This window comes from Vibrio methylphosphonaticus (assembly GCF_023634655.1).
Classification (GTDB): domain Bacteria; phylum Pseudomonadota; class Gammaproteobacteria; order Enterobacterales; family Vibrionaceae; genus Vibrio; species Vibrio methylphosphonaticus.
Genome location: NZ_JAMKMS010000008.1, coordinates 215825 through 242079, shown reverse-complemented (window position 1 = coordinate 242079; position 26255 = coordinate 215825). Strand labels below are relative to the sequence as shown.

At 44.9% G+C, this 26255-nt stretch carries 20 protein-coding genes and 6 pseudogenes; 15 read left to right on the top strand and 11 right to left on the bottom strand.

From position 1 onward, the window contains the following. Positions 1–247 precede the first annotated feature (247 nt). Both M9196_RS11890 and M9196_RS11885 read right to left on the bottom strand, forming a co-directional pair. Complete coding sequence (locus M9196_RS11890; protein WP_250617747.1) at positions 248–1414, bottom strand: glycoside hydrolase family 88 protein; 1167 nt, start codon at positions 1412–1414, stop codon at positions 248–250. A gap of 342 nt (positions 1415–1756) precedes the next feature. Then, entirely contained in the window at positions 1757–3514 is a 1758-nt protein-coding gene (locus M9196_RS11885) for a sodium:solute symporter family transporter (RefSeq protein ID WP_250617746.1), read from the bottom strand. Between the two features lie 411 nt (positions 3515–3925). Between M9196_RS11885 and M9196_RS11880 the strand changes: the two genes are divergently transcribed. Both M9196_RS11880 and M9196_RS11875 read left to right on the top strand, forming a co-directional pair. Continuing rightward, positions 3926–4855 (top strand): 2-dehydro-3-deoxygluconokinase, encoded by a 930-nt coding sequence (locus tag M9196_RS11880; protein WP_250617745.1) that lies wholly within the window; start codon positions 3926–3928, stop codon positions 4853–4855. 13 nt (positions 4856–4868) lie between these two features. Next, a complete protein-coding gene (locus M9196_RS11875) occupies positions 4869–5492 on the top strand; it encodes a bifunctional 4-hydroxy-2-oxoglutarate aldolase/2-dehydro-3-deoxy-phosphogluconate aldolase (RefSeq protein ID WP_250617744.1) in 624 nt (207 codons plus the stop codon). Positions 5493–5722: 230 nt separating this feature from the next. Here M9196_RS11875 and M9196_RS11870 read toward each other — a convergent pair. The 3 genes and pseudogenes from M9196_RS11870 to M9196_RS11860 all read right to left on the bottom strand — a co-directional run bounded on the left by M9196_RS11870 (position 5723) and on the right by M9196_RS11860 (position 9554). Further along, a pseudogene (locus M9196_RS11870) lies at positions 5723–6648 on the bottom strand (IS5 family transposase). Positions 6649–7088: 440 nt separating this feature from the next. Beyond that, on the bottom strand, positions 7089–8495 hold the full coding sequence (gene uxaC / locus M9196_RS11865) for a glucuronate isomerase (RefSeq protein ID WP_250617743.1): 1407 nt from the start codon (positions 8493–8495) through the stop codon (positions 7089–7091). A 72-nt stretch (positions 8496–8567) separates the two neighbouring features. Then, the gene (locus M9196_RS11860) at positions 8568–9554 is read right to left on the bottom strand and encodes a TRAP transporter substrate-binding protein (protein WP_250617742.1); all 987 of its coding nucleotides are present in this window, start codon (positions 9552–9554) and stop codon (positions 8568–8570) included. Positions 9555–9757: 203 nt separating this feature from the next. On the opposite strand from M9196_RS11860, the gene M9196_RS11855 reads away from it, so the two are divergent. From M9196_RS11855 to M9196_RS11815, 9 genes and pseudogenes are all read left to right on the top strand, one after another. Continuing rightward, positions 9758–10276: a TRAP transporter small permease gene (locus M9196_RS11855; protein ID WP_250617741.1), complete on the top strand. Its 519-nt coding sequence runs from the start codon at positions 9758–9760 to the stop codon at positions 10274–10276. 9 nt (positions 10277–10285) lie between these two features. Beyond that, the gene (locus tag M9196_RS11850; RefSeq protein ID WP_250617740.1) at positions 10286–11599 is read left to right on the top strand and encodes a TRAP transporter large permease; all 1314 of its coding nucleotides are present in this window, start codon (positions 10286–10288) and stop codon (positions 11597–11599) included. A 311-nt stretch (positions 11600–11910) separates the two neighbouring features. Continuing rightward, entirely contained in the window at positions 11911–13917 is a 2007-nt protein-coding gene (locus M9196_RS11845; RefSeq protein WP_250617739.1) for a heparinase II/III domain-containing protein, read from the top strand. A gap of 123 nt (positions 13918–14040) precedes the next feature. Beyond that, a pseudogene (locus tag M9196_RS11840) lies at positions 14041–14719 on the top strand (IS5 family transposase); the annotation flags it as partial. A gap of 57 nt (positions 14720–14776) precedes the next feature. Further along, positions 14777–14980 carry a hypothetical protein gene (locus M9196_RS11835; protein ID WP_250617738.1) on the top strand — a complete coding sequence of 68 codons (204 nt, stop codon included), beginning with the start codon at positions 14777–14779 and terminating at the stop codon, positions 14978–14980. A gap of 123 nt (positions 14981–15103) precedes the next feature. Beyond that, entirely contained in the window at positions 15104–15286 is a 183-nt protein-coding gene (locus tag M9196_RS11830) for a hypothetical protein (RefSeq protein WP_250617737.1), read from the top strand. 246 nt (positions 15287–15532) lie between these two features. Next, the gene (gene kduD / locus M9196_RS11825; protein WP_250617736.1) at positions 15533–16294 is read left to right on the top strand and encodes a 2-dehydro-3-deoxy-D-gluconate 5-dehydrogenase KduD; all 762 of its coding nucleotides are present in this window, start codon (positions 15533–15535) and stop codon (positions 16292–16294) included. 98 nt (positions 16295–16392) lie between these two features. Beyond that, positions 16393–17155: pseudogene (locus tag M9196_RS11820) on the top strand (IS6 family transposase). Positions 17156–17244: 89 nt separating this feature from the next. Then, positions 17245–17788 (top strand): annotated as a pseudogene (locus M9196_RS11815) (winged helix-turn-helix domain-containing protein); the annotation flags it as partial. Here M9196_RS11815 and M9196_RS11810 read toward each other — a convergent pair. Continuing rightward, positions 17771–18019: pseudogene (locus M9196_RS11810) on the bottom strand (transposase); the annotation flags it as partial. The pseudogenes M9196_RS11815 and M9196_RS11810 sit on opposite strands and share 18 nt — an antisense overlap. 59 nt (positions 18020–18078) lie before the next feature. Between M9196_RS11810 and M9196_RS11805 the strand changes: the two are divergent. After that, positions 18079–18285, top strand: a pseudogene (locus M9196_RS11805) (transposase); the annotation flags it as partial. A 304-nt stretch (positions 18286–18589) separates the two neighbouring features. Here M9196_RS11805 and M9196_RS11800 read toward each other — a convergent pair. The 4 genes from M9196_RS11800 to kduD (M9196_RS11785) are packed head-to-tail and all read right to left on the bottom strand — an operon-like array spanning position 18590 to position 20897. Then, positions 18590–19225, bottom strand: coding sequence for an RpiB/LacA/LacB family sugar-phosphate isomerase (locus M9196_RS11800; RefSeq protein ID WP_250617735.1), 636 nt, complete (start codon positions 19223–19225; stop codon positions 18590–18592). A 39-nt stretch (positions 19226–19264) separates the two neighbouring features. Beyond that, positions 19265–19585, bottom strand: a complete 321-nt coding sequence (locus M9196_RS11795; protein ID WP_250617734.1) for a cupin domain-containing protein — start codon at positions 19583–19585, stop codon at positions 19265–19267. Positions 19586–19598: 13 nt separating this feature from the next. After that, the gene (locus tag M9196_RS11790; protein ID WP_250617733.1) at positions 19599–20117 is read right to left on the bottom strand and encodes a YgjV family protein; all 519 of its coding nucleotides are present in this window, start codon (positions 20115–20117) and stop codon (positions 19599–19601) included. 18 nt (positions 20118–20135) lie between these two features. After that, positions 20136–20897, bottom strand: coding sequence for a 2-dehydro-3-deoxy-D-gluconate 5-dehydrogenase KduD (gene kduD, locus M9196_RS11785; protein ID WP_065677435.1), 762 nt, complete (start codon positions 20895–20897; stop codon positions 20136–20138). A 259-nt stretch (positions 20898–21156) separates the two neighbouring features. On the opposite strand from kduD (M9196_RS11785), the gene kdgR reads away from it, so the two are divergent. From kdgR to M9196_RS11770, 3 genes are all read left to right on the top strand, one after another. Continuing rightward, positions 21157–21939 carry a DNA-binding transcriptional regulator KdgR gene (gene kdgR / locus M9196_RS11780; protein ID WP_065677436.1) on the top strand — a complete coding sequence of 261 codons (783 nt, stop codon included), beginning with the start codon at positions 21157–21159 and terminating at the stop codon, positions 21937–21939. 88 nt (positions 21940–22027) lie between these two features. Further along, positions 22028–23896 carry a DUF294 nucleotidyltransferase-like domain-containing protein gene (locus M9196_RS11775; protein WP_250617732.1) on the top strand — a complete coding sequence of 623 codons (1869 nt, stop codon included), beginning with the start codon at positions 22028–22030 and terminating at the stop codon, positions 23894–23896. A 1-nt stretch (position 23897) separates the two neighbouring features. After that, a complete protein-coding gene (locus M9196_RS11770) occupies positions 23898–24623 on the top strand; it encodes an exonuclease domain-containing protein (protein ID WP_250617731.1) in 726 nt (241 codons plus the stop codon). 16 nt (positions 24624–24639) lie between these two features. Here the strand turns inward: M9196_RS11770 and M9196_RS11765 are convergent, their stop codons facing one another. Next, positions 24640–26229 carry a methyl-accepting chemotaxis protein gene (locus M9196_RS11765; RefSeq protein ID WP_250617730.1) on the bottom strand — a complete coding sequence of 530 codons (1590 nt, stop codon included), beginning with the start codon at positions 26227–26229 and terminating at the stop codon, positions 24640–24642. Between the last annotated feature and the right edge of the window lie 26 nt (positions 26230–26255).

Here is a 26255-nt window from a genome sequence, read left to right as displayed (position 1 = left end):
AAGCTGACTATGCCTACTATCAGATTTCTGTTCGTCAAGCTATGTTTTGCCATTTACTTCCTTCAGATTCCACCTCACGATAGACACCCTTGCATAAGCTAACGTGTCCTGCTCGACAAGGCACGTAGCGGACTTTGACCTCCTAGGTTGGCACAATGCTCGGCGCACGAAAAAAACGCCCGATATTCCATATCAGGCGTTTTTATTCATAGCTCGTAACTTAGAATTTACTATTTATTACTGGCTATCATACCGCCGTTTCTTGGCCGATAGTTTCTTCTTTCTCAACCGAAAGTTTTGCCACCAGTTTGGATAGAGCTTCTACAAAGTAGTAGTCACCATAGATGAGAGAGCAATTAACACCCAACCCTTTCGGACAGTTGAACGCCCCTCCAGTTAAGATTCCCTGCTGATTATCCTCGCCTGCTGTACAGTAGTTGTCATAAAGACTCTTTAGGATCCGATTGGCAGCTTCAAAGTAATGTGCTTTCTTTGTTTCATCTTCAACAAGCTCAGAGATGAGTAACATACCACTCGCAGCACACGCTGCAGCAGAAGTATCTCTTGGCGTATTCTCATCTCTTGGAGCTCTAAAGTCCCAATGTGGGACTGCGTCTTCAGGTAACTGGTCAATAAAGAAGTCAGCGGTTCTCATGGCCGCTTCTAGGTATCTTGGCTCTCTCGTGTATTTATAACTTAATGCACAACCATGAACCGCCCATGATGCGCCTCTACTCCACGCAGAATCCTCATTGTAGCCTTGACCACCGTAGTAGCTTTTCACATCGCCAGTCATATAGTCAAACTCAACCATATGCCTTACCGAACCATCTGGTCGAATAAACTCTTTAAGCACAGTGTCTGCGTGCGCCATGGCAATCAGTTTGAATCGCGGTGCATCTAGTTGGTCAGCAGCCCAGTAGAGAAGAGGTAAGTTCATCATGCTGTCAATAATACTCAAACCTTTCGGGTCTGCGGCACTTACATCATTTTTATTCCAAGCGGTTAAGAAACGTCCATTGATGTTAAATCGACTCGCTAGATGACTCGCTGCTCTAAGTGCACGATTTTTAGAACGCTCGTTGCCAAATAGTTCATACTGTTTAATTGAAGTAAGTTGCCACATAAAGCCAACATCATGATGGATATTGACATATTCATCAAGCGGACCATCCATCGTGTTCTCACGAGCTATGGCGATGCCTTTGAATGGCTGGTAGTGCTCTTTCTCATAAAGCAGCCACAACAGACCAGGCCAAAAACCGACGACCCAAGCCCAAGGAGCGTGGGTATCTTCATACCTACCTTCAGACGTCATGGAAGGAAACTGTACTGAAATGTCTTCGCTAGTAAATTTGACTTTCTCAAACACACTTTTCCAAGCGTCATTTGCCCACGTTTTCTCTGAATCCATTGTTATCCCTCTACTTCTTTCGGTGATAATTACGTTTAGTTCATAGCTCAAATATAGGGTAATCACCTTGGAAAAAACATGTCTGTTTTTGGTGTAATCAGGGATGATTTTTGCAACGGTCGGCACCCAGTTTAGTGAACACCAAATGAAGTAGGCTTTAATGTAATGGGCGCACCTCCCTTTTAGTGTCGCTGTGCCAAACGAATAGTACAACCAGTGAGAACAGGAGTAATAAGTATGGCTAGTAAAGCTGTCGGGATCGGTCAACAATAGTTCGCGAAGCTTAACGACCAAGATTCGACAAAAATAAAGCCAGCAATTCACACAGACTGGAAAGCGTAATTAATCTGTTATGGGGTCCGGCGAGGTAGCCTTTACATTCCCATACCGACAGAGATGAGTCCCTGCCAACAAAATAACCAAACCGATTAAAACAAACACGCTAGCGTCAGGCATCGAATCTGTCGTTATCGAGATTAATGCAACAAGAACGCCTAATATTTGACACATACGCCCAAGGTAAGCACCTTGCCGAGTATCGACTTTAGCCTCTTCAGATGAGCTAATCGGTGTTTCTAGATTGGCTTTTAGCTGAGTAATTTCTTTTCCACGTTCACCAGAGGATTCCCGATAGAACCACCTAGTAGAGATAAAAAAACCACCCGTAATCACAATATGCGCGATCAATGTCATCGAAACAAGTAAGTCAACCGACTCACGACTGGTGAAGCTAGCAGCATCGAACCAAGGCAATAACCAATCCACATTAAATACAAACTGCATGAAGAACGACACCGACAATCCGACAGTAATCGTCGCCCAACCAGACCAGTCTGGCGTTTTTAACGTCATAAGTGCTAGCAAAGATGGGATTGCCAATGGGGTTTGCAATAACGCGCCAAATAGCATCATGATATCAAAGAAACTGTACTCCTTGATTGAAGCAAACAGCAAAGCAGCAAAGCAGCAAAGCAGGCCATTCACCACGGTGGCAACCTTCCCAACGACTAATTGTTTTTGTTCCGTTGCTTTGGGGTTGAACACCGACTGATAAACATTTCGAACAAAAATTCCGGCATTGCGATTCAAGGCGGTCGTCATAGGTGCGATAGTAGCGGCAAGCATTGCCGCAAGCACCAAACCTAACATTCCCGCTGGCAGGTAATGATCAATGTAGTAAACATAAGCGGCGTTATTGGCACTCTCTGCAAGCTTTGGATAATACGCCATAAGATCCACGCCCATCGCCGCAGTCACCCATGGAGGGACAAACCACATGACAGGACCAAAAATAAATAGGATCCCAGCGAACAGGGCTGCTTTTTTTGCTTCTCTTTCGTTCGTTGTCACCAAAAATCGATAGCAAGAAAGCGCGTTATTCGCGCTGATAGTTTGCTTGAGTAGCATCATCACAACCCAAAGCCAAAACACTTGCCAATAACTAATGTCTGCGCCCATATAACTATCAGTAGGGTAGCTGTTTATTAATGATGCCGGACCACCGACTTCCAGCATTGCAAATACTCCGACCGACATGGTAATCGCAACCAACAAAATGAGCTGAATAACATTGGTTGCGGACACCGTCCATGAGCCGCCGCTCGCGGCAATGAAGGTCACCAATAGGCCAACACCAACAATCGTAACCACAAGATCAATGTTAAAAACCGCGGCTGCGAAGAGAGCTAAACCGTTTAACCAGATCGCCGCAGACATAATAGTCAAAGGAAAAGAGAGCCAGGTATAAACTTGCTCAGATGCACGTCCGAACCGAACCTTGATAGCTTCCATAGCCGTCTCAACGCGCATCTTGCGATAACGGGTAGCAAAATAGCCAGCCGCGACGAAAAAGCCCAAGGCATTACCCCAAAAAATGAACAATACTGTCAGCCCATCCTCATAGGCCTTGGCTGCAGCCCCCGTAAAGGTCCACGCGGAAAACTGTGTCATGAAAGCAGTAGCGCCCGCCATCCACCACATCATTGCTCCACCACCGCGGATGAAGCTCGAACTATCCGTGGCAAAACGCTTGAACACTAAAGCGGCGAACAATACGAAAGCAAAGTAACCGACAATAATAACAGTATCAATGAGTTCCATATCATTCCTTATGCATCACAGATTATTCATTCGCTGCGATTAGTCCTATTGGTTTCGCCGTCCATACGGAACTCAATGACCGCTACAATGAAACTCGACCTAAATCACATTTAATGGTTAAAAGTAGAAATATTACTACCTCACATTCAAGTTACGCTGATAAATTATATTTTAACTGGAACGCTGTTTCAAATAAAATATAGCTTCCAATTACTTCTTGAAGGGCGCGGATGATGGTAAAACCATGCTAAACACGACATCCTTTAGTCAACATCTACGCTCTAACGTTTATCAACACAATAAACACAGAAAGAAACAATCAGTTAGACATTTAAAATCATATACTTACCAAACGTTTTAAACTCAGTAAACACTGGTAAAACGGGTGACTCTCAAACTGGATATTTGACTATGAGCCAATACAAAATAGCGATCATCGGCGAATGCATGGTGGAGCTACAACGTAAAGAAGAACTACTAAAGCAAAGTTTCGGTGGTGATACACTAAACACCGCGCTGTATCTTTCTCGTTTGACGAAAAATTACAACATTTCAGTGAGCTACATTACCGCATTAGGTAATGACCCTTTCTCTGCTGAAATGCTAAAAGCGTGGTCTGAAGAGGGCATTGATACCGATCAGGTACTGCGTCTAGACGACAAAACGCCCGGCCTTTATCACATCGAGACCGATGAAACTGGCGAACGCACCTTCTTTTACTGGCGCGGCGATGCAGCGGCTAAATTCGTGTTCGATCAGCCAGAGAGCCAATCCCTTGTCGATTCATTGATGGATTACGATGCGGTTTACCTAAGCGGCATCACCTTGGCTATTTTAACTGACACTGGACGTGACACCCTGTTTAGCTTCTTAGAGAAGTTCAAGGCCAAAGGCGGCAGCGTCTTCTTTGACAACAACTATCGACCAAAATTATGGGCGAACCGAGATACCGCTCAGCGCACGTACCTTGTGATGCTCGGTTTCACGGATACCGCATTGCTCACCTTCGAAGATGATCAAGACTTATTCGGTGACACATGTCTAGAGGAGTGTATTGAACGCACTCAGCAAGCAGGCGTCTCTGAAATTGCCATCAAGCGTGGCGCAAAAGAGTGCCTAGTAATTAGCGAAGGTCGCGCAGAGTATGTCGCGCCTAAGCCAGTTAACTCCGTTATTGATACCACAGCTGCTGGGGACTCATTTAGCGCCGGTTATCTTGCCAAGCGCCTAACAGGTGGTGACGCATTTCGATCAGCGGAAATAGGACACAAAGTCGCCGGAACTGTGATTCAGTACCGCGGTGCCATCATTCCTAATACAGCAACGCCAACTCTTGATTAGTAGGACAAAAAAAATGACAACTCTAAATGAACAGCTAGCAAGCCTTAAAGTGATTCCCGTCATTGCCATTAACAAAGTGGAGGATGCTATTCCACTAGGTAAAGCATTAGTAGACAACGGCATGCCTTGCGCAGAAATCACGTTCCGTACCGAATGCGCAGCAGACGCAATCGCTGCAATGCGTCAAGCGTATCCAGAAATGCTGATTGGCGCGGGTACCGTTCTTACCAACGAACAGGTGGACCAAGCGATTGAAGCTGGCGTTGATTTTATCGTAAGCCCAGGTTTCAACCCACGCACAGTTCAATACTGCATCGATAAAAACGTACCTATCGTGCCTGGAGTAAACAACCCAAGCCTTGTTGAGCAAGCAATGGAAATGGGTCTGCGTACGTTGAAGTTCTTCCCAGCAGAGCCATCTGGCGGTGTGGGTATGCTAAAAGCACTAACAGCCGTATACCCAGTGAAATTTATGCCAACAGGTGGTGTAAGCCTAAAGAATGTCGATGATTATCTATCCATCAAGTCTGTATTAGCATGCGGCGGCACTTGGATGGTTCCAGCCAACCTAATCGACGAGGGTCGCTGGGGTGAACTAGGTCAGTTGGTTAAAGGCGCGGTTGCGCACGTTAGCTAATCCAGCTTTCGACAGAATAAAATCAGCCCCGCGAGCTTGTTCGTGGAGCTGGTTTTATCAACCAGATAAATTCATTTCAGTAACCCTCGCCAGCAAATCCTCCTTAAAACCTTCAACCTACTTAGCTAGTACATCGATAAGGTTTGCCTTAACCGTGTGAAGTTTAAAATGGGATATGCTTTGTTTCCGAACTCATGTTCAAAGCGCTAGACACCCCACGTGGTTGTATTTTAGCCAATACACTGAGTTTCAGGCATACCTCGCCTAGTAAGCATTGTTCAATGCTTTGATCATGACATAAGCTTCTCCAACCTGAGCATTGTAATTTCTCAGGCTTAATGAACCGCCAAAAAGTTGCTTCACCCTATGCATAGCGCTCTCAGACAGTGAGCGTTTTTTGATAGCCGTACTTCTGCTTCCATTTCTTGTTCGAGCCGTACAGTTTTTGGTAGCCAACAGGCAGATTCCGAGGATGCCCTTTCTCCCCAAAAGCTGCGCCATCGCGTGGCGCTATCAAACGAGAGGCTTTCTTGCGTCCAATAGCTTCATAACACTCTCTCCGGAGTCATCAGCACCATCACCTGATATTGCTTTGATGGTACGTCGTGTTTGCTTCAGAAGATTTGGCAGTACTTCGGCGTCTGTTACACCAGACAAACTCACCTCTGCAGCAACAGTTTCACGAATGGAGGTATCAACGGCTATGTGAATCTTGCGCCACATTCTTCGCTTTTCCCTCGGCGCCATGTTTTTTTACTTTCAATTCACCCTCGCTATAAACCTTGAGGCCTGTTGGTCAATAGCTAGGTGTTGTATTGCGCCGCGAGTCGATGGTTTGAATGAGATTTCAACATCCTTTTCTCGTCGGCTGATGCAGGTATAGTGTGGGCATCTTAATGGAACATCAGCCAGTCCAAATACTGAGTCTATAAAGCCTTGAAGTGCTCTAAGTGGCATTGGGAATACACGCTTAAACCATGAGCGCAGTTGTGATAGCGAGATCGCTAAACATGCGAGGTCTACCGCACTTTCCTTGCTTTGTTTGCTTCCAGTTTTCTATTGCTTCTTCGTCAATCCAAAATGTGAGCGAGCCTCGATTAATCAATGAGCTATTGTACTGGCGCCAGTTCTTGGTTTGGTAGTAGGGTTTCGGCATGAGGCCATATCAGTGAGTGGATTTCACTGTTATGATTGTAAGATCATGATTTAGTTGACTCGAACTACGCAACAAAGCCCATTAGAGGCTACGACTTATGAGGAGGGGAGTCCAATTATCTATCCTGCCAGAGGGAGATATTGTTAAGCAAAGCCACCGCAGAGTAAAAGGGAAAATAAACCAGGTGCTGGGTTGAAAATCTGACGAAGGTTCAAAGGCGACTCTAGCTGGAATTGAGCTGTGGGCGATGATTAAAAATGGACAGCTCGACAATCCTGATAGTTTATCTGTCTGGGATGAATTCTACGCGCTTGCAGCCTAATTGCATCTGGAAATCAGTACGTTTGTCCATCAGCATAACTTTGCAACATATATTGAATCCGTTAAGTGGCCACCTCTAGTCTGGTGGCCAACACTACACCTGTTACATGTCGTTGATATTACAAGCCAAAGTACTGTTTGGCATTGTAGTAACAGATCCCTTCGACAGTCTTCTTAAGCAGTGCTTCATCATTCGGTAGCTCGCCGTCTTTAACCCATTGGCCTAGCAAGTTACACAAAATACGTCGGAAGTATTCATGGCGAGGCATAGACAACAGGCTTCGCGAGTCAGTCAGCATACCAACAAAGCGACCAAGCATACCGAGATTACCCAATGTTGTAAGCTGGTCGATCATGCCAAGTTTCTGATCGTTGAACCACCAGCCTGAGCCGAATTGGATCTTACCTGGGCCAAAATCACTATCTTGGAACGCACCTATAAGGGTGGCAACTATGGCATTGTCACGTGGGTTTAAGCAGTAGACGATAGTCTTGGAAAGCTGGCGTTTATAGTCTAAATCGCTAAGCAGGTTGGCTAGGTTGGCTGCGAATGTCTGATCATCCATTGAACTAAAGCCAGTCGCTCCACCCAACTCTTCAAAGCGGCGAGCATTTGGATCCTGAAGAACGCCAATATGAAGCTGCATAGTCCAACCAAGCTGATGGTTTTTCAGCCCAATAAAGTGGAAGATCTGAGTCTTAAATACCTCTACTTCATGAGCATTGATCGCTTCACCATCCAACACTTTTTTGAATACCAAATCCGCGTCTTCCACAGTAGAAGCAGCGTAAGGCACTACCTTGATGCCCATATCTGATAGACGGCACCCCACTTCATGGAAATAGGTAAAGCGCTGGTCTAGGGCCGAGAATAACTCATCAAGCGAGTTAATATTGATGTCTGTTTTTTCAGCTAAGGCTGAAACCCAGCTTAGGAACTTGTTAGTGTTCTCAATGTAGAACAAATCGTCTGAGCGGAAAGTAGGCAGCACTTTAACCTCAAAGCCTTCGTCTGCCAACGCTTTGTGGTACTCCAGATCGCTAAGTGGATCATCAGTGGTGCAGAGTGACTCAACGTTCATCATTCGAAGCAAGTTACGTGCACTGTGGCTCGGCTGTTTAAGCTGCTCGTTACAGGTTTCCCAAATCTGAGCAGCATTTTGCTCGTTGATAATCAAGTCAATATCAAAGTAGCGCTGCAGCTCAAGGTGATTCCAGTGGTATAGAGGGTTACCAATCAGGTAAGGCACGCTTTGGCACCACTTTTCAAACTTTTCGCGAGAGTCAGCATCACCAGTAATAAAAGACTCGTCGACACCATTAGCACGCATCGCACGCCACTTATAATGGTCATGCCCCAACCAAGCTTCTGCAATAGAAGAGAACTGAACATCGTCATAGATCTCCCTAGGGCTCAAGTGGTTATGGTAGTCGATAATCGGCAGTGACTTCGCGTAGTCATGGTAAAGATGCTGTGCGATTTCGTTACTAAGTAAAAAGTTATCGTCGAGAAATTGTTTATTCATTGTATTACCTTTGAAAGACATACAAACACGCTGCCTGAAATTGCTTCCAGGTAGCGTGCTAGATAGCCCTTATTATTGCTGCGCGAATTTGATTTGGTTTAAGAGCTCGTAAACTTCTGGCTCATTTTTTTCCAGCGCTTGATACATAGGCTGAATCGATTGAATCATTTGATCACGCTGCTCTTCTGTTGGCTGGACAATAGTTACCCCCATTTGATCAACCGCTTTTTGTTGCAGCGCCATCTCCATATCCCAACCAGTGGTGTAGCTATAGTTCATCGCATCTACCGCCGCCTCGCGAACGACCGCTTGCTGATCTTCTGATAGGCGGTTCCATGCACGGTTACTGATTGCAATCACATTCGCCATCTGTACATGGTTGTCTTCAAAAAAATATTTAGCAATTTCACCATGACGCGCTGTGTATAACGATGGGCCAGCACCTTCAACACCATCAACCATACCTTGCTGCAGTGCAGAGAATACTTCTCCGTATGGTGTTGGAGTTGGGATACCGCCGATGTTCTCAACTAAACGGATCATCGTGTTCGACTCTTGAACACGCAGTTTCATCCCTTTCAGATCTTCTGGGCCGTTGATTGGCTTTGGAGAGTAATAGCCACGTGGGGTCATCATGATGTAACCCAAACCAATAAAGCCACGATTTGCTGTCGACTCAAGTAGTTCCTGGCCAAGCTCACCAGACACGACTTCGTGCATTTTTTCTGTGCTTTCAAAAACGTATGGGTAGTTTAGCGCTTTGTATTTAGGTTCAATGTTCTCAAGCATTGAGCTATCAACTTTGGTCATATCTAGCAGGCCATTCGTAACCTGCTCAAGCATTTCACGCTGGGTACCAAGCTGAGAGTTAGGGAAAATACGAACACGAATGTCACCATTTGACTTTTCAGCAACTGATTGAGCAAACATTTCAAAATACTGGCCAGTTGGGCCGTCTGGATGAGTGTTGTGACCAAGGCGTAATGTGGCTGCATTAGCAGCAAATGCACTAAAAGTTAAACCAGCGATAAGGGCAGCATTGAGTTTATTTAGTTTCATTGTTCTATCCAATTAAACGTTATGATTTGAAATCAATATAAATCGAAATCTGACAAATGAAAATAGATCGAAATCAAAGTTTACATTTATCGAAACGGTATTTTATTTTAATGCTACGCAAGTCTTACTTTCTTAAGGTATTTATTGAAATATCATTTCAAATATACAGAATGACACTACGATTTTTACAGGAGCATGTTTTCATGTTGAAGTTTGTTCGAAAGCTAATTGATCAAGTCATTGGGACTGGGGTCAGTATTCTCACCATTAGTTTGGTGATGTGCGTGGTATGGCAAGTATTTTCCCGCTTTGTTTTGCATTCACCGAGTACATCAACCGATGAGATTGCACGCTTTCTATTAATGTGGTGCGGCCTGACTGGTACAGCTTATATGGTCGGTCAAAACCAACACCTTGCGATTGAAATGTTGGGTACACGTTTGACAGGAATTAAGAAGCTGGTGCTGAATATAATTGTACAGCTGTTTATCGCTAAGTTTGCAATGATGGTAATGATTTACGGAGGTATTGTGCAGTACAACAATATCTCTATGACAGGCCAGATTACACCTTCTCTCGGTATACCTATGTCTTACATCTACATTGTAGTACCTATCTCTGGATTGATCATTTTGCTGTACAACATGCTAAATATTGCAGATTACGCGAATGAAATCGCAGAAGAAAAACGAAAGCAAAATTTAAACCTGTCTGAAGTATAGGGAGAGAATATGAGTCTTGAAATTCAGATGATGCTGGTGATGTTAGTCACCTTTGTAATAACCTCATTCGGCTTGGGCGTTCCAGTCGCGTTTTCTATTGGCCTTTCAACTATTACTGCAACCATGATGATGTTCCCACTGGAACAATCAATCCTGATTGTGGCACAGAAAATGATCACCGGTGTAGATAACTTCGCATTCCTTGCACTGCCATTCTTTATGCTGGCAGGTAACATTATGCGTGTTGGGGGTATTGCCGATAAACTAATCAACGTTGCATTACTACTGGTTGGCCGCCTGCCAGGTGCACTATCACACACAAATATCGTAGCTAACACGATGTTTGGTACTGTTTCTGGTTCAGCAATTGGTTCTGCGGCTGCGGTTGGTGGTGTTATGGTACCCGCGCAGAAAGCAAAAGGTTATGATCCCGCTTTTGCTACTGCGGTTAACATCGCTTCATGTCCAATTGGTATGATTATCCCGCCATCAGGCGCGTTGATCACATACTCTCTACTAAGTGGTGGTACTTCAATTGCCGGTTTGTTCCTAGCAGGTTACATCCCAGGCCTACTGATTGCCCTATCGCTAATGTTTGTGACCTACTTCTGGACTAAGCGTAGGGGCTATCCGAAAGAAGACCGCATTACTTGGGCTATTGTTAAAAAGACACTTTTGGAAGCGATTCCGGCACTTGGCTTGGTAGTGATTATCCTTGGCGGTATCATTGGTGGTGTGTTTACCGCCACAGAAGCATCTGCAATTGCGGTTGTGTACTCGCTGGCGCTAGCTTTGTTCTACTACAAGCAAATGGGTGTACGTGATATTCCTCGCGTATTCGGGGAGGCAATGTTATCAGCTACGGTTATCCTTGTCCTAATCGGTATCTCTAGCTCAATGTCTTGGACTATGTCAATTGCTGATATCCCATACATGGTGGGCAGCACTATGCTAGGCATTTCTGAGAACCCAATCATTGTTCTATTCCTTATCAACATCATGCTGCTGTTTATTGGTGTGTTTATGGATGGCGCACCAGCCAAGCTGATCTTTATCCCTATCTTACTGCCAATTGTTACTCAGTTTGGTATGGATCCAATCCAGTTCGGTATCCTAATTACCTTTAACCTATGTATTGGCTTATGTACTCCGCCAGTAGGTACGGCACTGTTTGCCGGTTGTAAAATTGGTGAGGTGCCAGTAGCTAGTGTAATTAAACCGCTGATCCCACTTTGGGTCGCGCAGATAGCGGTACTTATGCTGATCACCTACGTACCATGGGTCACTATGTGGCTGCCAAATCTATTTGGTTACGGCATGTAACCTTCTCATTTAGAGGTTGAATCCGGAAAAGCCAGTAGGGTATCCCTGCTGGCTTTTGTTATATTCCCCCCAGCAAGAAGCTATCCCTTTACGCGCCCTACCGCACATAAACGAAACTCACCCAAACCAAGCAACCAAGCAACCAAGCAACCAAGCAACCAAGCAAAAATAATTAACACAATGTTTCATGTATTACAAAACAAGACTTTCCTTATCGACCGCGATAGTCTGATCCCGCTTTAGGCTATAGATTTGCTAATACCAAGCCACGAAAATTTTAATCTATTAGCTTCTCAGGGGAGTAAGTGAGTATGCTGCAGTTCTCATCACAACAGATGGTCGCGATTAAAAACAAAGCCACTCAATCTATGATTGATGCGCAGAAAAACGACAACGAAGTAGTGCTGAACAATCCGGTGTTGGTTCCTGAAGATGGCCGCGCAACATGGAATCTTTATTACTTTTTCCCGGAACACGGAGTACGTCTAACATCTGCTCGCGATCAGCCCCTGTCACACATCTGCCCTGTTGATGGTAAAGAGTTTACCGGTGAACCGTATGACGGTGCTTGGTGGCGCTGGCTAAATGGGTTGAACGCCAAAGCCTGTTACGATTTAGGCTTGCTGTGGCAAATTACCGAGGAGCCGATACATCTAGAAATAGTTCGCGAAATCTTACTAGAATATGCAAATTACTACCCTAATTACGAAGTTCACGGCGGTATTCCTTACAATGGGCCAGGTAAAGCAAACGCACAAACCCTATGTGAAGCAAACTGCCATATTGATTTAGCGCGTGGCTATGATTTCATTAAGCAAGCACTGACAGAGCAAGAGCAGGACAAAATTGAAAAGCGCTTGCTACGTGAGGGGGCCGAGTTCTTAATGGAGCATCGTTCCGCTCAGCTGCATAACCATGAAATGAAAATCAATGCGACTATCGGTGTGATTGGACTGATTCTCGATGACCACCGCTATATCGACTTCGCGCTAAATACCGACTACGGAATCCACTACCAGCTAAACCATGGTTGCCTTGGTGAAGGTATGTGGTTTGAAGGCTCAGTGCATTATCACTATTACGCCCTGCAAGCTCTGCTGAACTTTGAAAAGATCGCCCATAGCACACCATATTCTGTGAGCAACAACCCGAACTACCTCAAGATGATGAAGTTCCCACTCAAACTAGTGATGAATAATGGTGATTTCCCTCGCTTGAACGACAGTATTGCCGGGCAAGAAAAGTTAACTCATGCACACCTATTTGAGTTTGTCTACAAGCAAACACCGTGTGAGGAATTTGCACAAGTATTGACGAACATCTACCAAAATATCAGCCGCGATAATATCGATGCGTTGCTGTATGGTGTTGATGAGCTGCCAAATGCTGAGCCGATAAAATGTCAATCAATGCACGCTGAGCAAGCGGGCCTGACTATCTGCTATGATGAAGCTCGCAACAATTCAATGCTACTTAAGCACGCTCCTTATGGTGGTGAACACGATCACTATGACCGCCTTGGCCTGATCTTGAACCGAAACGGTAAAGAGATCCTACCGGATCTAGGTACCACAGGTTACGGCGCAGAGCTCCACTACGGTTATTACAAAAACACTTCCACGCACAATACCTTGGTCGTTAACCAGCAAAACCAGTCTCCGATCAATCCGACACTACTCAACTACCAGCAGAATGAAAAGTTTACTCTGGTCGCAAGCGAAGCGAACTGGGCAAACAAACCAGCTGAAGTCGACAGCCACACTCTCGTACAGTGGAATGAAGAGGCTTACCGTGATGTCTGTTTCCGCCGAGCTATTCTTTGGTTAGGAGATGCAGCAGTTGAACTGAATACGGTTATTAACCCACATCAGCAACAATTCGATTTAACTTACCACGTGCGCGGCACACACCTTGCCAATGAACAACGTAAATCAATCGTTAACCCCCTAAGCGGTGCTTTGGAGCGCATGCGTGATGTCCAGTTAATAGAAAGCCAAACTGAATTCACTCAGTGCTATGCCATTGAAGGACAGCCTGAATTCAACCAGCACTTTGCCGCCGATCGTGAAGTCGATGTTGTTACTGGATATGCGCCTGATAACCCAGCAACCTCTGATATCGCTTATAGTTTGGTACGCTCAAACCAGCCTGAGTTGAAAACTGTGCTGTTGCACGATTTGTCTGAAAAGCAAACATATCAGTTGCAAAAGGTCATCTGGTGTGAGAAACAAGTCGAGTTCAGTTTACTCAAATCGAACCTTACGCGCCGTTTCAGATACAACCAGGCCAACAACCAGATCAGTGAGTTGGCCGAATAGCAGCTAAGTACAAATACTCGGATAGTTTGGCAACCGCCAATTGGCTATTAATCGAGTAGGAGGAGGCCTCACGGCCTATTCCTCTCACACCACCGTTCGGTTTGAGGATTTCTACACCAAGGACTGGCTGATGTTCCATTAAGATGCCCACACTATACCTGCATCAGCCGCCGAGCAAAGGATGTTGAAATCTCATTCAAACCAACGACTCGCGGCGCAATACAACACCTAGCTATTGACGCAACAGGCCTCAAGATTTATAGCGAGGGTGAATGGAAAGTAAAACAACATGGTACCGAGGGAAAAGCGAAGAATGTGGCGCAAGATTCACATAGCCGTTGATACCTCCACTCGTGAAACTGTTGCTGCAGAGGTGAGTTTGTCTGGTGTAACAGACGCCGAAGTACTGCCAAATCTTCTGAAGCAAACACGACGTACCATCAAAGCAATATCAGGTGATGGTGCTGAAGACTCCAGAGAGTGTTATGAAGCTATTGGACGCAAGAAAGCCTCTCATTTGATAGCGCCACGCGATGGCGCAGCTTTTGGGGAGAAAGGACATCCTCGGAATCTGCCTGTTGGCTACCAAAAACTTTACGGCTCGAACAAGAAATGGAAGCAGAAGTACGGCTATCACAAACGCTCACTGTCTGAGACCGCTATGCATAGGGTAAAGTAACTTTTTGGCGGTTCATTTAACCTGAGAAACTAAAATGCTCAGGTTGGAGAAGCTTATACCATGATCCAAGCACTGAACAAGCTTACTAGGCTAGGTATACCTGAAACTCAGTGCATTGGCTGAAATACAACCACTTGGGGAACCTAGCGCTTTGAACATGATTTCGGAAACAAAGCCGGTATGTTCATCAAGAATACCCCGCGCTGGGCTGCTTGGGGCACAGTAGTATTCGGTATCTTGGTCTCTTGGTTGTGTGTCAATGTCTTCACTCCTGAAGCTCTGGGTGATTTGTTAGGCATCGATTTCACGGGGCGTGAAACGTCTGAAATGCGTAATATGATTACTATTATTACTCACCTATTCCTAACTGCAAGCTTCTTCTAGGCGACGACTTTATTCTACAAAGAAGACTCTCTAAATGATCAGGAAAAAGCAGAAGTAGCGCAGTTTTTTGAGAACATCGAAGCAGAATGTATTGCTGAAGACGGTCAAGATGAATACGACAAAATGCAACGCGGAAAATTGGGTCCTATCACCGCAGGTCTATTAGCAATGATATTGCTGCCAAACTCACTGTGGGGGCTATTCTTGTTCCTATGCTGTGCAGGTCTGATTTTGTTAGCAAGCTACCTACTCAAGAATAGTGCCAGTAGTAAAGTCCAATCAGCTGAAGACTTAGCGTTCCCATGATCACCATGTCTGGTGAGCTATGCAAAGCAACGGGACAGGTGAATACTCCCGCCGTATTTTGTGCAACTTGTTAGGCAAATGAGTTCAACAACACGAAAGTCTTTATTCATCCATAGGTGAGCTCAAACCTGACCGCAAAAAAATAAAACTGCGTTTCATTTATTTTATTTCCTGCGAGAGAATGATAATATTGTCTCGGTATTAACTCCCTGGTTTTTCAACCAACCATCATCACGAGGAATAGATATGATACTCAACGCATTTAATCTTGAAGGCAAAGTTGCCATTGTTACCGGTTGCAATCGTGGGTTAGGACAAGGTATTGCACTAGGGCTTGCCAAAGCTGACTGTAATATTGTCGGTGTGAGCTCATCGGGTAGTGATGAAACTAAAGCCAAAGTGGAAGCACTTGGGCGTCAGTTCATCGATATTCGAGCCAATTTGATGAAAACTGACGATATCCCGGGCATTATGGCTTCCACGCTAGAGCAGTTCGGTAAGGTCGATATTCTAGTCAACAACGCTGGAATTATCCGCCGTGAAGATGCCATCGACTTCAGCGAGCAAGATTGGGATGATGTCATGGATATCAACCTCAAAACCGCCTTTTTCCTCAGCCAGGCTGTTGCCAAGCAGTTCATCGCTCAAGGCAATGGCGGCAAGATCATCAATGTCGCCTCTATGCTTTCTTTCCAAGGCGGGATCCGCGTACCTTCATACACCGCATCGAAAAGTGGCGTCTTGGGTATTACCCGCCTGATGGCTAATGAATGGGCGAAGCATAACATTAATGTTAATGCGATCGCGCCGGGTTACATGGCAACTGACAACACTGCACAATTGCGCGACGATAAAAAGCGGAGCCATGAAATTCTCGATCGCATCCCCGCTGATCGCTGGGGCAACCCTGAAGATCTTGCAGGCCCAGCGGTTTTCCTCGCGTCGGATGCAGCCAACTATGTCAATGGTTTTACCATGGCCGTTGATGGTGGCTGGCTGGCGAGATAAGCCCTTCACAAATACACAAAGCAAATAAAAATGGCTTGTTGCGAATAACCGGGGTCGACGGCAAACTTGCAGATTGACGTCATCTAATCGAGCTCGTAATGAAGAACCCCGAGTTTAAATGGAAGCACTTTGCCCCTGAAATCATTCTGTGTTGCGTTCGCTGGTATGGGTTGACCCCAATGAGCTACGCTAACCTTAGCGAAATACTGCAGGAAAGAGGAGTTTCAGTTCACCGCACGACCAGTTATCGATGGTTCATTGAGTATGCCCCAGCATTACGCAAGAAATTACGCCGTCATCAATTCATCCGAGCAGACTCTTAGTGGCAGCTCGATGAAACCTGTGTCAAGGTGAAAGGAAAATGGCATTACCTATACCGAGCTATCAATAAGCAGGGCGAAACAATGGACTTCTATTTCTCCCACAAACGTAATAAAGATGCGGCTTATCAGTTCCTGAAGCGGTGTCTGAGCCACTATCCAAAAGAGTTACAGCCTCAAACATGAAACACGGACAAGCATTCCTGATATGCTAATGCGATTACCCGTTTGAAAAAGGAGGGGCGACGTCGAGCAACGGCAAGTAAAGTATCTCAATAATGGCGTTGAATCCGATCACGCCCCCATCAAGAAGCTCGTTGTAGGTACCGGCGGATTTAAAATACGAAAGTGAGCCTGGCCAACCATACAGGAATTCGAATCTCTACCGATATTGAACAAAGGGCAGTTTGATTTTTGGTTACGCCGAGATGAACATAAAGCCCTTGTGCGGGAGAGATCCGCCTTCATGAATCGCTTGTTCAATGTTGAGGTTATTTACCTATACACACTTCCCGTCGAGGCATTGGGCTATTCTATCTAATGCTAGGTTCTCCAAGTTGAATAGGCCTACTATACCGGTGATCATTGAAGGTGCTTGATTTTCGATGAAATCAGGATCATCTAAGCACCATGAAAATTACACTGACTCCCCAACAAAAGCAGCAACTTGAGCAGATGCACGATTCAACTCGTGATAGTCGAGTGTGCGACCGTATCAAAGCGGTTTTGCTTGCCTCAGAAGGTTGGAGTCAAACTATGATTTATCAAGCCCTTCGTATTCATGAATCGACTGTCGCTCGCCATCTCAGCGATTACGTGCTTTCTGAAAAGCTTAAGCCTGAAAATGGTGGCAGCCAAAGCAAACTTTCTGCCACTCAAACCATGCACCTCATCGAACATTTGACTGAGCATACCTATGCTCATACTCATCAAATTGTCGCTTATGTCAAAGAGGAACTTGGCTTTAGCTATACAGTTGCTGGGATGAACGAATGGTTTCAGTTACAAGATGCCTAAAGGCGTGCCTCATAAGTTTGATGAAACAAAGCAGAAAGCCTTTATTGAGGCTTATGAAGCGCTCAAAGCAAGCTGTAGCAAGGGTGAGTCGATTTTATTCATTGATGCGTCCATCCTATATCGCATGGTTGGATACGAACCGAACAAGATCTAGCTCTTCAGCTTGCTCAGCCAATAATCGTTTGAGTTTGGCATTCTCTGTGGCGAGTTCTCTTTCTCTATCGCTGATTTTCGCGTCTTTTTTGACGGCTTTACGCCATCCATAGATTTGAGATTCATATAACGATAGCTGTCGTGCGGCAGCAGCGACACCGACTTTGTCTGCTAACTTAAGCGCTTCAGCTTTGAATTCAGGAGTATGTTTGATTCGTGTTTTCTTAGTTGTCATTGTTCACCTCGTTAGTGATTGTACTCACTTAACTCAGTGTCCAAAACTTCTGGTGCGGATCACTTCCACCTTATAGCCCGAACCTAAATCCAATCGAACGGCTTTGGAAGGTGATGAATGTACATTCGAGGAACAATGTATATTTCAGGAATAAACGGGAATTCAGAGAAGCTATCGAGAATTTCTGCACTGTGACTCTTCCAGAGATCGCAGGCTCTTTGACATCTCGAATTTTTCAGGTGCTAAAGCCAGCACCTTCAAGTTGATTGGGTATATCTCATTTCAAAGTAAACTTGATATGCTACTTTAAGAGTATATTTTAGGGCTTCAATATGAGTTTTTAATTTTTGAGAGTGAACAATGATTATCGGTGGAATGATGAGAAACTGATAATAGAATCAGTTCATTACTAGACATGAAAAAAACCAGTGATAACACTGGCTGGCCAAATCCCGATATGGACATCAAAACAAATAATAAAATAGCCAATAAGTGCTGCTACGTTTGATTTGAAGCAGCCTCAGATACAAAATTTCAAGGAGTTCTGAGGCCACTTTAAGTCAGATCAAATTAGTCAATCAACGTGCGAACGTATTCAGCAATTTCAGTGACCTGGCAATTAGCAAAGAAACATTCTTGGAACTGAGCGCCACCAACAGCTTGCTTGACTAGATCTTGATCAATCGCTTTTAGTGATGCTACAACGTCCTTGCAAACAGCAGCCTTAACATCATTAAGAATTGCTGCGTTTTGCTGCTGAGGTACAACTCGTTCTACAGGGTAACCTTCGCCACGAGCACCAGTAAATGCTTTTTCGAAGATATAACGAACATTCAGCTCTCCAGCCCAACCAAAGCCTTTCGCAAATGCCAATGAAATAGCATTACCATTGTTAATTTGGTTGAAAAGGAATGCATCTGATGGTTCTAAGCAGTAACCACATACCACACCTGGGTGAAGGTTGCTTGCCACCAACGCACCTTGGCCTGTGCCACAGCCAGTCACGATAAAGTCTACTGCTTTTGAGTTCAGTAGGATGCTCGCCATGATACCTAGGTGAATGTAAGTTAGGTGGTGGTCGTTTTCATCTGTCATACCGACATTGAATACGTCGTGGCCTAAATTACCTGCCACAAGGTTTAGTTCAGAAGCAACCATCGCATTTTTTGGTGCTTGGCTGTTTTCCATCATTAGTGCAATTTTCATAGTAGTTCCCCGACGAGAAGGCTCGTCATTAGTTTAATCTTAAACAAAATCTTTGCGCATTGGTGTGAACGTATCGATTAGCGTACCTGCCTCAACACACACACAACCGTGTTCAATATCTGGCTGCTTATACATGGTGTCACCGGCCTTAACGATGTGCTTTTCCTCGCCAATCGTGAATTCAAAAGCGCCAGACAGCACATAAGTAAGCTGCTCATGTGGGTGCGAATGCATAGCACCAACCGCACCTTTTTCAAAATGGACTTCAACCGACATCATGTTGTCGTTGTGTGCAAGCACCTTTCGGCTGACACCGTCACCTAAGTCTTCTAACTGCACATTTTTATTGAATACGAACATGTGTAAAAACCTATTATGTTTGTGATTCGCTAGACACCAAATCACTTGATTTACGTAATCGATAAATGGTTACTAGGTTCGTCACTATAAGCGTCGCCTCAAGTAAGGTGCCACCTATTGAGCCAACCAATATATTGTTGATTAGCCAACATGTCGCACCAAGCAAAAAGCCAATACGCATTGCCACGCCGCTGAGAACAAACATTGAGAACGTCCCGATCACCGTGCCAAAAATTGACCAAAGCTGCCCTATACCATCAGCAACCCAAAACCCAAAACCACCTGCAACAACAATGAACAATACTGCTACAAGCTTGGACCGTGTATGTATCGATACCAACGTTCTTGCTGCCGACAGTCCGGCTGCCGCGGCAGATACGGTTGAACCTAGTAGTAAATAGTGGAAAAGATGATTGATATTAAAGACAAACATTAAAATTTTGAGCTGCCTGTCGTCTTTTTGGTAAAAGGTAGAAATTCCTAAACCAAAACTCAAAAAACCTAATACCTGTCCGACAGAAAATAGATCCATCACCTTCTCTTAAGCCTGTTAGCGAGACAACCAACCACCGTCAACGGCAATAGTGTAACCATTGATATAGTCAGATGCTTTCGATGCCAAGAATACACATGGCCCCGCTAGATCTTCAGGAGTGCCCCAACGGTCAGCTGGAATACGCTCTAAAATTTCAGCATTACGCTGCTCATCAGCGCGTAGTGCTACTGTGTTATTCGTTGCCATGTAGCCCGGCGCAATAGCGTTAACATTAATGCCTTCTTTTGCCCATTCGTTAGCCATTAGTCGAGTCACACCCATCACTCCACTCTTTGAAGCGGTGTAAGATGGTACTCGAATGCCACCTTGGAATGACAACATTGACGCGACGTTAATGATTTTGCCACCTTGACCTTGCGCGATAAACTGTTTCGCTACCGCTTGTGACATAAAGAACACCGACTTTATGTTGATATTCATCACGTCATCCCAATCTTGCTCAGAGAAGTCAATGGCGTCGTTACGACGGATGATGCCTGCATTGTTTACCAAGATATCAATTCGACCTAACTCCGTAACTGCACGATCGACGATGCTTGGAATATCATCTAACTTCATTAAGTTAGCGCGAATATCAACAAACTTGCGACCTGTCTCTTCGATCATCGCAATCGTCTCTGACGGTTCAACAATGTTCACGCCAACAATGTCACAACCTGCTTTAGCAAGCCCGATAGCCATTCCTTGCCCAAGACCGGTATCACAACCAGTTACCACTGCTACCTTGCCTTCAAGGCTAAACGAATCAAGAATCATAATCTGTACCTTTGTAGTGAATGTGTGGTGAACAAAAAAAGGCCGATGTTCACTCTGTTGAAACTTACATTACACAAAAAATGATACGACCGAAAGTTATTTTTGAAATTGCGTTTTAATTTTTAAAGTTAACTACAACTAATGTGATTGATATCTCAATTATTGGTTTTAAATTAATGAAATGGCTTTTCGAAACTACTGACTCGCTCCAACATGTCAGGTATAATCAGGTACTATCGAAAATGACTCAGAGCGTGAAATGGAAAAATCAACTCAACCGGAAGCTGTATCGTCAGTATTAAAAGTATTTAACATCCTCTCAGCACTGGCTAACCAAAAAGAGATTGGTGTATCCGAGCTATCTCAACGCTTGATGATGTCAAAGGCGACAACCTATCGCTTTTTACAAACCATGAAGACACTCGGGTTTGTTGAGCAGGAAGGGGAAGCCGATAAATACTCACTGACATTAAAATTATTTGAGTTAGGTTCAAAAGCTTTAGAGCATGTCGACCTCATTAATCTTGCTAATACTGAGATGGCGAAAATCTCCAAGATCATCAATGAAACTGTTCACTTGGGCTCCATTGACGAAGACTCCATCATCTACCTACACAAGATAGACTCCAGTTATCATCTACGTATGCACTCACGCATCGGTCGCCGCAACCCGCTCTACAGCACAGCTATTGGTAAGGTGTTGATGTCTCATATGGATGAGCAAGAAGTACGAGCTCTCTTGGCTGATGTTAAGTTTAAAAAACACACGCAGCATACGCATGAAAACGCAGACCAACTGCTTGAAGAATTAAACCTTGTTCGTGAGCAGCATTTTGGTGAAGACAACGAAGAACAAGAGCCAGGATTGCGTTGCATTGCAGTACCGGTTTACGACCGATTTGGTGACCCTATTGCGGCTATCTCTGTTTCGTTTCCTACTATTCGATTCGAAGAAAACCGCAAACAAGAGTACATTGCCCAGCTCCACTCGGCTGGCCGCAATGTTTCTGAGCACTTGGGCTATCACAATTACCCTGTCTGACATTAATACAGTTAAAAAAGCAGCACTCGTGCTGCTTTTTTTGCCGCCAAGCACTTTATTGAAACGCCATTTCACTTAAGGGATTTACATGGGTACTTCAGCTTCAAATAACATTTTCGACTTTTTGATTCACCTTGACCCTTTCGACCTTCTGCCAAAACAGGTGGTTGAATCACTAGCAGGCTCAGTCACAGTCAAATACCTAGCCAAGGGAGAAAGTATTGAGTTTCACTCGATGTGCGAGAAACGGTACCTCTATGTGATTCGAAAAGGCGCAATAGAGCAGCGTACCCAAATCAATAAACTCCGAGCCCGTCTCGGTGAAGAGGATCAGTTTGGGTTTACTTTCCTTGAGCCCCTAAATGAAGCAGAAGATGGCTACCGAGCGGAAGCTATTGAAGACTCGCTCCTTTATCTAATACCACATGCAAACATTCAAGAGACATGCAAACAACATCCCGAGTTTAAAGACTACTTTGCCGCTACAGCAAAAACACGTTTGCACTCCGCCATACGCTCTATCGTCAACAAAGAAGAGAAAAGCTTGTTCTTTCGTACGGTGGGAGAAGTCGCCAGCGAAAATATCACAGTATCAAGTTACGATGACTCGATCATGGATGTCGCCAAGGCCATGTGTGGTAAGCGTCGCAGCTCATGCGCCGTGGTACTAAAAGAACATGAAATTGTCGGCTTGGTCACCGACCGCGATATGACCCAACATGTTGTCGCTCAGGGTGTCGATACCCAGCGACCTATTTATGAAGTCATGACACGCAACCCCATTTTGATCAATAGCGAAGACAAAGTGATTCAAGCGATTTCACTCATGTTGCAGTATAATATTCGATGCCTGCCTGTCATTGCCAATAACGAAGTAAAAGGCTTATTGACGACTACACATCTGGTTCATAACCATCGTACTCAATCGCTCTTCCTCATTGAAAAAATCAAGTACGCCAACTCGATCAATGCGCTTGCTAGCCTACGAGATGAAAAAGAAACCATTTTCCAAGCCTTGGTCGAAAGTGGTGTGAGCGCCGAGATTCATGGTCAGGTGATGTCGATGATCATGGATGCGTTCAATAGACGAATAATCCAACTAACAGAAGAAGTGCTCGGTCCACCACCTTGTGAATACGCTTGGATGGTTGCTGGGTCGCATGCAAGAAACGAAGTACACATGCTCTCTGATCAAGACAATGCTCTCGTACTCGCAGAAGATGCAACCGAGGACGACCGATTCTACTTCGCTTACTTTGCAATGCGAGTGTGTAATGGATTAGCCGCAGTGGGCTATCCCCTTTGTGATGGTAAGTACATGGCAGCCACAGCCAAATGGAACCAGAATGTAGGTCGCTGGAAAGAATACTATACAAAATGGGTAGCTAGCCCAGAATACAATAAACTGCTCAACATCAGTGTCTTCATGGAAATACGCTGTGTGTACGGGAACGCGGAACTTGTCGATACGCTTCAAAACCACCTACACCAGACCATTCATGCAAACCCTCGCTTTATCCCAGCACTAACACGCGATGCCATCGAAACATCACCGCCCCTTGGTATTTTCAATAGTCTGGTACTAGAAAAAAGTGGTGATAACACCAAGTCACTCAACATCAAAAAATTTGCGCTGAATCTCATCATTGATCTTGCTCGGATATACAGCCTTGCCGCTGGAGGGTCGCTAACAGGGACTGAAGAGCGGTTTCGATATGCAGTTGAGCAAGGTACCTTGTCTCAAAACAGTTGCGACAACATTATCGGCGCGTACCGTTTTCTAACTCAAGTTCGTTTTAGGCACCAGCTCAACGCACAGCTTCGTGGTGATACTCCGGATAACCACATCCGCCCTGACGAATTCAGCAGTTTTGAACGCAAGCACCTAAAAGAGGCGTTCAAGATAATCAGCGAACTGCAGGATGTCGCTAAACTCAAATTTGTAGGCGGGTTCTAACATGCTGACCAAAGCCCTACAAAAGCTATTCTCTAAAGGCGACAATATTGAAGCTTTGCACCAATCCATGCAGGCTAAACGCTGGTCTTCTCATGCCCTCGAGCATTACTTTGCCCACCCGCTCCCTAATGCAGAGCGCCCGTTGTCTGAACAACAATTTGTCGCACTCGATTTTGAAACGACAGGATTAAATCCAGACACTGATAGAATCCTCTCTATTGGAACGGTAGAGTTAAACTATGAAGAGATTGATTTAACCAGTGTTAGCGAAGTGATTTTGCGCCACGACGTTGTTGTGCGACCAGAGAGCGCTATCATTCATGAAATTATGCCCATTCAAGTTCAAAAACAGGGGGTGGAGCCCGAGCCAGCACTCGATCAATTAATCGAACATTGTGCAGGCAAAACTATCATTGCCCACAGTGCGGGCATTGAGTATGGCTTTTTATCGTCGTATCTCAAAAGGCGCTATCAATTGGAAAAACTGCCTTGTTACATGATAGACACCTTGATGCTTGAGAAGCGATTTAGCTATTTAGGAAAAAATAGTGGCCATGCTAGCTTCCAACTCGATGATCTGCGCCAACACTATAATTTGCCCGATTATCAGGCCCACTCAGCAGCCAGTGATGCATTAGGTTGTGCGGAGCTATTATTAGCTCAAGTAAAGAGACTAAGACTCTGTCATCGCCCGCTCAGTGAGGTGATGTGCAAACCACCCTATTAAACGTGACAACTCATGCTTAACCTGCCACTAGCTCTTGTTTTTCAAAACCATGGCTATTGGATTGCAGATCGTCCGATAGCCGTTTTAGCTCACTTGAATTCAATGAAAACTGCTCAATTCGCTTCAAATTTGCCTCTTGAACTTTGAGCAGTTTCTCAATTGATAAATAAACCTGCTCAGAAATAGCCAACTCATTTTTTGTCAACTGTTTTAAATCCGCAACGATATTCTGTACATCACTCGCACCTTGCTTTACTTGACTAAAAATAACACCGACCTGTTCAGATTTCTTTTCGCTTTGCGAGATTTGTTCAAGCAGCTTTTTCAAGTCCGTGGAAACATGTTCAGACTCCGACAGTATGTGTTCACTTATTTTAGATATTTCCACAGTCGCATCCGATGTTCTGGCTGCAAGACTTCGAACCTCATCAGCTACCACAGCAAAACCACGCCCTTGCTCGCCCGCTCTCGCGGCTTCTATGGCTGCGTTGAGCGCTAGCAAATTTGTCTGCTCAGCGATGCCTTGGATCACCTCAACAACCCCTGATATCTGTTCATACTTTGCGGCTAACAGGCCAAAACTTTTCAGTGAACCATCAAGGCTTGAGCGAATATCCTCCACTGAACACTCCATAGATTGAATCGCGTCTGCCCCTTGCTCAGACAAAGACTGCGATTGCAAGCTATTCCAATGTGCCTTATCAATTCCAATGTTGATTTCTTCAATGCTGAGCTCGAGCGCCTTCATGGAATCAAATGTGTCATCTGAAATCGAGCGAATTTGACCTAAGCTTTCCGTCGTCGCCGCGACATTACGATCTAGGTTATCAGTAGACTGATTGATCATCACCGAAACAGAGCCGATCTTATCAACAAACTGTTTGAGTGACGCTTGCATCTGACTAACGGACTCTAAAATGCTTCTTTGCGGTACAGACTGCTTCACAGACTGAGATAAGTGTCCATCGGCGATCCGCTTGGTTAATGAAACGACCACATTGGGTTCCCCGCCTACAGAACGGTAGATACTGCGCGCAATGAGGCCGCTTATCAATAATATCACCACTAAAATACCGCAGCTGTAGATCAAAAGGCGCGTCACGAGCTGCTGATAACTTTCCTCAACATCATCCATGTATATCCCAAGCCCCATTACCCATTTGAGTTCTGGGATCATGGTAATCGCACTTACCTTGGTCACCTTTTCCGACGAGTTCGGTTTACTCACCTCGCCGACAACATAGTTGAACTCCTTATCCTTTAGCAGGCTTACATGCCGAGCATAAGAGCTTTGGAACGCCCCCAGTTTTTCGCCACGCACATGCACGCGAGCGATAGCATTGTGGTCATTCGCCCAAATGTAAGCATTACCCAAACGGTAAGTGGACAGAACAGCAATGATGCGTTGCTCAGCCTCTTCCGGGGAGCGGCTTTGTATGATGGCATCCGATGCTTGCTTCTTTGCAAACGAGAGTAACGATGCCACTTCATGCTTTTTGGTTTCGACTAAAGATGTTTTGATTGAATCCAAGCTTACAAACACAATCAACGCGATACTCAACATCGCTGTAATCAGCAGCAGTGCGCCCTTTTTTATCAATGTCATAATCCCTCACTATAAAAAATGGCCAC

What these genes read in the sequence shown, in the direction of transcription:
- M9196_RS11850 (WP_250617740.1), top strand. Translation starts at nt 10,286, where the DNA reads ATGAGTCTTGAAATTCAGATGATGCTGGTGATGTTAGTCACCTTTGTA.
- M9196_RS11845 (WP_250617739.1), top strand. Translation starts at nt 11,911, where the DNA reads ATGCTGCAGTTCTCATCACAACAGATGGTCGCGATTAAAAACAAAGCC.
- M9196_RS11830 (WP_250617737.1), top strand. Translation starts at nt 15,104, where the DNA reads ATGCAACGCGGAAAATTGGGTCCTATCACCGCAGGTCTATTAGCAATG.
- M9196_RS11835 (WP_250617738.1), top strand. Translation starts at nt 14,777, where the DNA reads ATGTTCATCAAGAATACCCCGCGCTGGGCTGCTTGGGGCACAGTAGTA.
- kdgR (WP_065677436.1), top strand. Translation starts at nt 21,157, where the DNA reads ATGGAAAAATCAACTCAACCGGAAGCTGTATCGTCAGTATTAAAAGTA.
- M9196_RS11795 (WP_250617734.1), bottom strand. Translation starts at nt 19,585, where the DNA reads ATGTTCGTATTCAATAAAAATGTGCAGTTAGAAGACTTAGGTGACGGT.
- M9196_RS11770 (WP_250617731.1), top strand. Translation starts at nt 23,898, where the DNA reads ATGCTGACCAAAGCCCTACAAAAGCTATTCTCTAAAGGCGACAATATT.
- M9196_RS11885 (WP_250617746.1), bottom strand. Translation starts at nt 3,514, where the DNA reads ATGGAACTCATTGATACTGTTATTATTGTCGGTTACTTTGCTTTCGTA.
- M9196_RS11880 (WP_250617745.1), top strand. Translation starts at nt 3,926, where the DNA reads ATGAGCCAATACAAAATAGCGATCATCGGCGAATGCATGGTGGAGCTA.
- M9196_RS11790 (WP_250617733.1), bottom strand. Translation starts at nt 20,117, where the DNA reads ATGGATCTATTTTCTGTCGGACAGGTATTAGGTTTTTTGAGTTTTGGT.
- kduD (WP_250617736.1), top strand. Translation starts at nt 15,533, where the DNA reads ATGATACTCAACGCATTTAATCTTGAAGGCAAAGTTGCCATTGTTACC.
- M9196_RS11800 (WP_250617735.1), bottom strand. Translation starts at nt 19,225, where the DNA reads ATGAAAATTGCACTAATGATGGAAAACAGCCAAGCACCAAAAAATGCG.
- M9196_RS11875 (WP_250617744.1), top strand. Translation starts at nt 4,869, where the DNA reads ATGACAACTCTAAATGAACAGCTAGCAAGCCTTAAAGTGATTCCCGTC.
- kduD (WP_065677435.1), bottom strand. Translation starts at nt 20,897, where the DNA reads ATGATTCTTGATTCGTTTAGCCTTGAAGGCAAGGTAGCAGTGGTAACT.
- M9196_RS11855 (WP_250617741.1), top strand. Translation starts at nt 9,758, where the DNA reads ATGTTGAAGTTTGTTCGAAAGCTAATTGATCAAGTCATTGGGACTGGG.
- M9196_RS11890 (WP_250617747.1), bottom strand. Translation starts at nt 1,414, where the DNA reads ATGGATTCAGAGAAAACGTGGGCAAATGACGCTTGGAAAAGTGTGTTT.
- M9196_RS11860 (WP_250617742.1), bottom strand. Translation starts at nt 9,554, where the DNA reads ATGAAACTAAATAAACTCAATGCTGCCCTTATCGCTGGTTTAACTTTT.
- M9196_RS11765 (WP_250617730.1), bottom strand. Translation starts at nt 26,229, where the DNA reads ATGACATTGATAAAAAAGGGCGCACTGCTGCTGATTACAGCGATGTTG.
- uxaC (WP_250617743.1), bottom strand. Translation starts at nt 8,495, where the DNA reads ATGAATAAACAATTTCTCGACGATAACTTTTTACTTAGTAACGAAATC.
- M9196_RS11775 (WP_250617732.1), top strand. Translation starts at nt 22,028, where the DNA reads ATGGGTACTTCAGCTTCAAATAACATTTTCGACTTTTTGATTCACCTT.